The organism is Rhodococcus sp. EPR-157, assembly GCF_001647195.1.
Lineage (GTDB): Bacteria > Actinomycetota > Actinomycetes > Mycobacteriales > Mycobacteriaceae > Rhodococcoides.
The window spans coordinates 37528-45007 of record NZ_LVCV01000159.1; the positions used below are offsets into that span (position 1 = coordinate 37528).

A 7480-nucleotide genomic window follows, 5' to 3' on the forward strand; every position below is an offset into this window, starting at 1 on the left:
AGCTTTCTATCCAGCCGCCTGTACCGAAGCCCGGTAGGAACGCCACCCGCCGAAGTCGGTGATGTCCAAACCTCCCTCTGCAGCGTCATGTGAACAGCAGAACCCGGTCACCCAGCTGCCGTCGGACAGTTCTATCTTCGTCAAACCCATCGGCACGGGAAGCCCAGCGAGGAATGTCCCGAGCCCGGCCGCCGACATCCGGTACAGCTCTCCTGCGATGGGTGCACCCAGACCGGGCCCATGACGGACGAGTCCGGGTTTCGGCGGCGTCGTCCCCAGATCGACGAGGCGGTACGCGTCCGAGGTCAGCACTTCGCCCCCAAAACGCGCGCCACGATCGGTGAGCTGATGGTGCACCGGGAATCCGGATAGGTGTGCACCCACGACCAGCACATCCAAGCCTTCGTCGACGAGAACGGGGGCATCGGAGGAGCTGAGCTTGGCTGCCACATCGATCGCGACCTGATCATGGAACGTGGGAACCACCACCATCACACCGAACGGGTGGTCGTCGAGGGTGGGAGCGCCGGGTACCGCAACCGCTGCCATGTCCAGAAGATTGCAGAAGTTGGTGAACGTACCCAACCGCCGATTGATTCCTAGCGGATCTGCCTGCACGGCAGCGATACTCGGGTGTTCGGGGGTCGTGGGGAGCAGTAGCCCGTCGAAGCCGTCGAGCAGAGCAGACGCACGGCGTTTACCCTTCGCGATCGTGGACAGGTCGTCGACGTAGCGGTGCGCCGTCGGGTCTGCGGCGCCTCGAACGATCTGCGCGACCGTCGGATCCGCCGAAGCAGGATCGCCGGCAAGGAATTCGCCGACCGCCGAGTATCGCTGCGCAACGATGGCGCCGTCGTACAGCAGGGTCGCCACGTCCAGGAGCGACGAAATATCGACGGGCGCACAGTCGATTCCTTTCGATGCCAGCCCGGCCACGGTCCGATCGAACGCGTCTTTGTACTCCGGGCACAGCGCAGCGAGGTCCTCGGGCCGAGGTATCGCCACTCTCGGGGTCGCGCCGGCCGCGAGTGGCACATCGGTAGGCCACGTTCGACTCCGCGGATCGGCGTCGTCGTAGCCGGCCATGATTCGGGTGGCAAGGGTGGCCGTGTCGAGATCGCCGGCCAATACCGTCACACAGTCGTAGTCGGCACAGGCCGGTACGACGCCCGTCGACGGCACAATGCCGAGCGTCGTCTTGACTCCGACAAGCCCGTGGAACGCAGCTGGGACGCGGCCGGAACCGGCAGTATCGGTGCCTATCCCGATGTCCGCGATGCCGAGGGCAACGGCTACTGCTGATCCGGAACTCGAACCACCCGAGACGAGCTCGGGATCCCAAGCGCACCGGACGGCGCCGTACGGGCTACGGGTGCCGACGAGACCCGTCGCGAATTGATCGAGGTTGGTCTTGCCGAGTATCAGTGCACCGTGCTCGACCAATCTCAGGACAGCCGTGGCCGATACCTCGGGAACGTAGGCGTACTCCGGGCAGGCCGCTGTGGTGGGAAGTCCCGCTACATCGACGTTGTCCTTGACTGCGACGAGCATGCCCGCCAGCGGGAGTGTGGTGTCCAACGCATGGGCATCGGCGAGTACCTCGTCCTCCATGCGAAGCGTGATCCAGATCTCGGGCCGATCTACTTCTGCGATTCGCTTGTAAGCCTTACGAACTCGCTCGGCTACCTCATGCTGCATCGGATCTCTCCTTCTTGGTGAATTCTCCTGCGGCAGACCAAGCTGTACGTTCGGCGTCGAAGGCAACCGACTGCACGGCACGGAACTTCTCGATGGAATCGCTGTTCGCGGCGAGAAATTCGTCGTGCTCGGCGAGGGAAAATGCGCCGTCGGTGATCTCCACTCCGCCCCCGCGTCCGGCCGCGGTGTCCGCGCGTAGGTCCATCAGTTCCTCGGGTGATACGGGGTACCACGAGATGCGATCGAAGAATCTCAGCAACCAGGGACTCTCCTGCTCGAAAGAACCACTCTGGTCTGGATATCGGTGATTCCATACCTGGGTGGTGCGGCCCACGAACTGGTATCCGCCGGGTCCCTCCATGCCGTAGATACACAAGTATGCGCCGCCGATTCCGACTGCATTCTCCGGCGTCCAGGTGCGGGCCGGGTTGTACTTGGTGGTGACGAGCCGATGGCGTGGGTCGAGTGGCGTTGCCACGGGCGCGCCGAGATAGACGTCGCCGAGACCGAGAACCATGTAGTCCGCTGCGAACACGGTGTCGAAAACATCTGCGACGCTGTCGAGCCCGTTCATCCGACGAATGAACTCGATGTTCCACGGGCACCACGGCGCGTCCGAGCGCACACCGTGCATGTACCGGGCGATTGCTTCGCGGGTCGCGGGATCGTCCCACGACAGCGGCATGCGGACGGTACGGGAGGGCACCACCAATTCCGATGCTGCGGGAAGGTCGTCTTCGATGTCGTGTAGCAATCCCATCAGCGTGGTGATGGGAAGGACATCCGGGTCGACCTTGACCTGCAGCGACCTGATGCCGGGTGTCAGATCGAGCAGGCCACGTGGGTTCAGCGCTTCCACCCGCTGGTGCAGCGCATGTGCGCGGGCGCGCAGTGCCAGGTCGAGCTTCATGTCTCCGTACTCGACAAGAACGTTGTCGTCTCCGGACCGGCGATAGGTCACCGCGGTGTCACCGTCGCGGCGCGCGATGACCCCGTCGTCTCCATCTCCTCCGGAAGAGAAGACGACCGGCAACGACGCACGGCGCTCCAGCCCCAGCGCGCCGAGCGCCGCGGCGTGTGCGGCTTTCACCGGAACGAATCGGATGGTGTCCCCCGGCTTGAGCTGCCCGAGCTTCCAGCGTTCGGCTGCGACGACCGTCACCGGGCAGACGAACCCGCCGAGGCTCGGGCCGTCGGGTCCGAGGAGAATCGGTGTGTCACCGGTGAAATCGAGGGCGCCGACGGAATAGGCGTTGTCGTGGATGTTCGACGGGTGCAGGCCCGCTTCGCCGCCGTCCTCTCGCGCCCATTCCGGCTTGGGCCCGATGAGACGTACTCCGGTGCGGTCGGAGTTGAAGTGCACCTCGTAGTCGGTCGAGTAGAGGGTGTCCATGTCGGCGCGAGTGAAGAACTCCGGCGCCCCGTGTGGCCCCTCGGTGACGGCGATGTTCCAGTTCCCGCCGTTCGATGTAACGGGTAGGACCGGACGGTGCTCCATGGGGATCGACCGAATGCGTTCGGAATCGTGGCGGCTCTCGATTCTGAGAATGTCCCCCTCGCCGAGGGTGCCGCCTCGGTGCCCGCCGAATTTGCCGAGGGTGAAGGTCGATGCGCTGCCGAGATAGTCCTCGACCTCGATGCTGCCCTGAATGGTCACGTACACACGTAGTCCGGCACCATGCGTCGGCCCGACGTCCAACACAGCGCCCGCAGGCACCATGACCGGCCGCCACTGCGGTACATCCCGGCCGTCGACGCGGACCCGAGCGTCGGCTCCGGTGACGCACACGTACGTGTCGGCGTCGAAGGTCAGTGCCGGCCCCGACATCGCGGACTCCAGGCCCGGCGCGCCCTCGGGGTTGCCGAGCGCGACGTTTCCGAGGCGAAACGACAGGTCGTCCATCGGCCCCGACGGCGGCACACCCACCTTCCAGTATCCGATGCGGCCAGGCCAGTCCTGGATAGTGGTGAGCATGCCGGGTCGGACCACGGTCATCTTGGTGACGCTCATGATCGGGTCACGACCATCCGTACCGGCGTGGGGTCGAACCCATTGCAGGGGTTGTTGATCTGAGGGCAGTTCGACACCAGGACGAGGGTGTCGATCTCGGCCCTCAGCGACAAGGACTTACCCGGTGCCGACAACCCGTCCACGATGCCGAGAGTTCCGTCGGCGTCCACCGGGACGTTCATGAAGAAGTTGATGTTGGACACCATGTCCCGCTTGCCGAGTCCCCACTTGGCGCCTTCGATCAGGAAGTTCTCCACGCACGCGTGCTGGTGTTTGGTGTGGTGGCCGTAGCGCAGCGTGTTCGATTCCTGTGAGCAGGCGCCACCAACGGTGTCGTGGTTGCCGACCTCGTCGGCGACGATCGTCATCAGCGGTGTCGAATCATCGCTGAGCAGAACGCTTCCGGTGGTGAGAAACAGGTTGCGCTGCGCGGCGATCGTCGCGCTGGCGGAATAGCGGACTGCGTGATCGTGTGCCGAGTACATCAGCGTGTCGACAGCCTGGTTTCCGTGGAGGTCGATGATCGTCAGAACGTCTCCGGCCGCGACGACGGTGGACCAGGGTGCGCGTGCGTCGGCCGTCTGATCGAGAATGATCGTGTCGAGTGTCGTTGTCATCGGGTGCCTTTCAGGCCGGAATTCCATGCAGACTCGGTATTCCAGACTGCGCGTGTGTATTCGGGTTCGGTGTTGGGCAGGTCCGTCAACTCCTCGGTCGCATCCCACGCCAGCACGTCGAGAGTGGTGGTGTCGAAAGTCGGGGACGGATCGAGCGGGTGAGCGGTGTTGGCGAGCAGCACGATCACCGGTAGGTGGATCAGTAGGTCGATCTCTGTCCCTGCACCCGCGGTGCCGGTGCTCACCAATGTGCCGTCGGCCTCGACGCGTACCCCGTGGAAGAACGAGATCGACGGTGGAAGATCCCGTGGTTCGAGTCCGTTCTTGGCGGCGGCGACGGTGAACAGTTCCCGTCCTGCCGGTGATGTCGAATGCAGTGCGCCGCTTCCGTATCTGGCAGTGTTCGACTTTTCGGAGGTGGTGCCGCACAGGGCGTCGTGGTGCGCGGAGCTGTCGGCGACGACGGTGGCGAGCACTAGACCCTGATCGGACAGCAGCGGATGTCCGACGCCGAGGTATGCCTGCCACGGCACCTTGACGGTGTCGGCGGCGTTCAGGCGCTCCCAGGGGGCCTCGGCGCGGTAGAGCAGGATGTTCGCGCAGGCGCTGCCGTCGACGTCGCGCAACCGCAGCCTGGTCCCTCGGGACAGGACCATGGTGGTGTAGCGGCCGCCGGGAACGGTGTCGGCGAAAACGAGACGATCGATGCCGGCGGGAGGGGTGGGTCCGTCGACGGTGATGGCCTGGGACCGGGCGTGTTCTTTGGCTGCGTGTGTGGTTGCGGTGCTCATGCGTTGGTGCTTTCTTGTCGTGACGAAGGGGCCTGCGGATGAGCGGATGCCGGCCGTGGGTGGGTCTTTCCGTGGGGGAAGCATGCGATTCCCACGACGGTCACGGCGAGGATCGTCAACGGTGCGGCCCACAGCAGGACTGGGTATTCGCCGGTGGGATCGAAGATCTCGGCGCGAGGCCAGGACAGGTTGATCACCATCAGACCGCCGTAGAGGACGGCTGCGACGTTGACGGGGATGCCGAGCCAACCGAGGGTGAAGAGCTTTTTGCCTTCGGCGTCCACCTGGACTCCCCCGTGCGGCCAACCCTTCAATCGTTGGAACAGAAGGGGAACCGTCACCATCATGTAGGCGAGGTAGATCAGCACGATGCACACGCTGGTGAGAGTCGTGAACAGTGCGGCGTTCCCGACGTTGACGACCAACACGGCGATGCAGGCGAGTCCGATGAGAACCGAAGGGGCGATGGGTGTTCCGGTCTTGGAGTTGATCTTGGACAGCACCTGCGACGCGGGAAGTCGTCCGTCACGAGCCATCGAGAACATCAGTCTCGAAGCTGCGGTCTGAATGGCCAACGTGCAGATGAAGACTGCGATCGCGACATCGATCAGAAGCACCGTCCCCCACGGTGAGGTGAGGATCGAATCGATCACGTACGGGAGGCCGAGCGTCGCAAGGTTTCCGTCGGTCAGTGACGGGGCCGCCATGAGTGCGCCGACGATCATCAGACCGCCGCCGAGCGCGGAGGCAGACAGTGCCAGGCGGATGGTGCGAGGTGCGACGCGACGTGGATTGTGGGTTTCCTCGGCAAGTTCACCGGCAGAACCGAATCCGACCATCACGTAGGCAGCCATGAGGCCCGAGACGATCCATGCCCAGATGTATCCGGGTTCTGCGCCTGCGGCACCGGTGTCGAGTACCACCTGCGGTCCGCGCTGAGCGTGCGTGAAGAAGACTGCGACCAACGCGATGACACCGACGATCTCGCATGTCACGCCGATGCTGTTGATGCGCGACATCCAGTTGACGCCGATCGAGTTGATGGTCGTCGTGGCGACGAGCAAGACGGACCCGAGAATTACTGCGTTGGTAGCTCCACTCGGCGAAGTGAGTGCCGGATCGTCGCCGACGATCTGAAATCCGCTCCAGATGCTGGGAAGGACCACCTGAAGGGCGATTGCTGCGGCCGAGGCGGTCACGATCTGCGCGATGATCATGAACCAGCCTGCGAACCAACCGACGATCTCACCGCCCATGCGTCGTGACCATTGGTAGATGGCTCCCGAAATAGGATATCGCGCAGCAAGTTCAGCGAAATTGAGGGCCACCATGAACTGGCCGAGGAACACCAATGGCCAGGTGAAGAAGAAAGCCGGGCCGCCGAAGCTGAATCCGAGAGCGAAGAGCTGGAAGATGGTGGTGAGGATCGATACGAACGAGAAGCCTGCGGCGAACGATGCGAACTTGCCGAGCGAACGGTGTAGTTGCTGTTCGTATCCCAGCTCCGCGAGATCCGACTGGTCAGTGGAGACCGGTGCCGGTGAACCCTCGGGCGCGGGCAGAGTAGTCGAGCTCATGTGCGTCTCCTGGAAGGAAGAAGAGTGACCGCCCGTCTGCGCTGCCGGTGCGGGGTTTCTGTCAGTCGATAGTTTTCCGCGTCGACAGTTCCCGTGGGTGACGCCCATGTATCGAACAGTGGCGTCTGTGAAACAACTGTGTTTCCTCTATTTCTATCAAGTGACAGAAACTTCACCGGCGGCTGTTCGATGCCAGGATGGACACCATGACGACCGCAGGCCGACCGAGGCTCAGTACGAAGAAGCGGCCGGGAGAGACGGCTCGCGAGGAAATCCTCGACGCTGCGGCGGAGCTGTTCACCACCCGAGGGTTCACCAATACCTCGACGCGGATGATCGCCGAGGCGGTCGGAATGCGTCAGGCATCGCTGTATCACCACTTCGCCAACAAGGACGAACTGCTCGACGCGCTGCTGAGCGGGACCGTCGATCAGCCGTTGGCCGTCGCGCAGGCTATCCGCGCCTCGGATGCACCGCCCGAGGTGAAGATGTACGCGCTCGCTCTGTTCGACGCCGGTCAGCTGGGACGATCCACGTGGAACCTTGGGGCGCTCTATCTACTGCCGGAGTTGCGCAACGAGCGGTTCGAGACCTTCCGGGAACACCGCCACGCACTGATGGACCTGTATGCCTCGATCGCCGCAGAAGTGCTCGACGTCGGGAGAGCTACCGCTATCCCAGGTACGGAGGATCTGCCGTTCCGATTGGTGGAGACAGTCGTCAACGGGCGGGCCGACGCCGAAAGTGGTCGTACCTCGCCCACGGCGGACTATGCCCGCGTGGTCG

At 63.8% G+C, this 7480-nt stretch carries 6 protein-coding genes; 1 reads left to right on the top strand and 5 read right to left on the bottom strand.

Annotated features, from left to right (window positions below; all coding sequences use genetic code 11):
- Positions 1–6: 6 nt before the first annotated feature.
- Genes atzF through A2J03_RS06645 form a run of 5 tightly spaced genes read right to left on the bottom strand, consistent with a single transcriptional unit; the run spans position 7 to position 6694 of the window.
- Positions 7–1698 (bottom strand): allophanate hydrolase, encoded by a 1692-nt coding sequence (gene atzF / locus A2J03_RS06625; RefSeq protein ID WP_068371069.1) that lies wholly within the window; start codon positions 1696–1698, stop codon positions 7–9.
- Positions 1688–3709, bottom strand: a complete 2022-nt coding sequence (locus A2J03_RS06630; RefSeq protein WP_068371071.1) for a 5-oxoprolinase/urea amidolyase family protein — start codon at positions 3707–3709, stop codon at positions 1688–1690. The genes atzF and A2J03_RS06630 overlap by 11 nt, the downstream gene beginning before the upstream one ends.
- Positions 3706–4326, bottom strand: coding sequence for an urea amidolyase associated protein UAAP2 (locus tag A2J03_RS06635; protein ID WP_068371074.1), 621 nt, complete (start codon positions 4324–4326; stop codon positions 3706–3708). Before A2J03_RS06635 ends, A2J03_RS06630 begins: the two co-directional genes overlap by 4 nt.
- Positions 4323–5117 (bottom strand): urea amidolyase associated protein UAAP1, encoded by a 795-nt coding sequence (locus A2J03_RS06640; RefSeq protein WP_068371077.1) that lies wholly within the window; start codon positions 5115–5117, stop codon positions 4323–4325. Before A2J03_RS06640 ends, A2J03_RS06635 begins: the two co-directional genes overlap by 4 nt.
- Complete coding sequence (locus A2J03_RS06645) at positions 5114–6694, bottom strand: amino acid permease (protein ID WP_068371110.1); 1581 nt, start codon at positions 6692–6694, stop codon at positions 5114–5116. Before A2J03_RS06645 ends, A2J03_RS06640 begins: the two co-directional genes overlap by 4 nt.
- A 206-nt stretch (positions 6695–6900) precedes the next feature.
- On the opposite strand from A2J03_RS06645, the gene A2J03_RS06650 reads away from it, so the two are divergent.
- On the top strand, positions 6901–7480 hold a 580-nt coding region (locus A2J03_RS06650; RefSeq protein WP_068371113.1), incomplete at its 3' end, for a TetR/AcrR family transcriptional regulator.

Bases quoted from the DNA above. Each gene is read 5' to 3' on its own strand.
- atzF (WP_068371069.1), bottom strand. From the start codon at position 1,698: ATGCAGCATGAGGTAGCCGAGCGAGTTCGTAAGGCTTACAAGCGAATC.
- A2J03_RS06630 (WP_068371071.1), bottom strand. From the start codon at position 3,709: ATGAGCGTCACCAAGATGACCGTGGTCCGACCCGGCATGCTCACCACT.
- A2J03_RS06635 (WP_068371074.1), bottom strand. From the start codon at position 4,326: ATGACAACGACACTCGACACGATCATTCTCGATCAGACGGCCGACGCA.
- A2J03_RS06640 (WP_068371077.1), bottom strand. From the start codon at position 5,117: ATGAGCACCGCAACCACACACGCAGCCAAAGAACACGCCCGGTCCCAG.
- A2J03_RS06645 (WP_068371110.1), bottom strand. From the start codon at position 6,694: ATGAGCTCGACTACTCTGCCCGCGCCCGAGGGTTCACCGGCACCGGTC.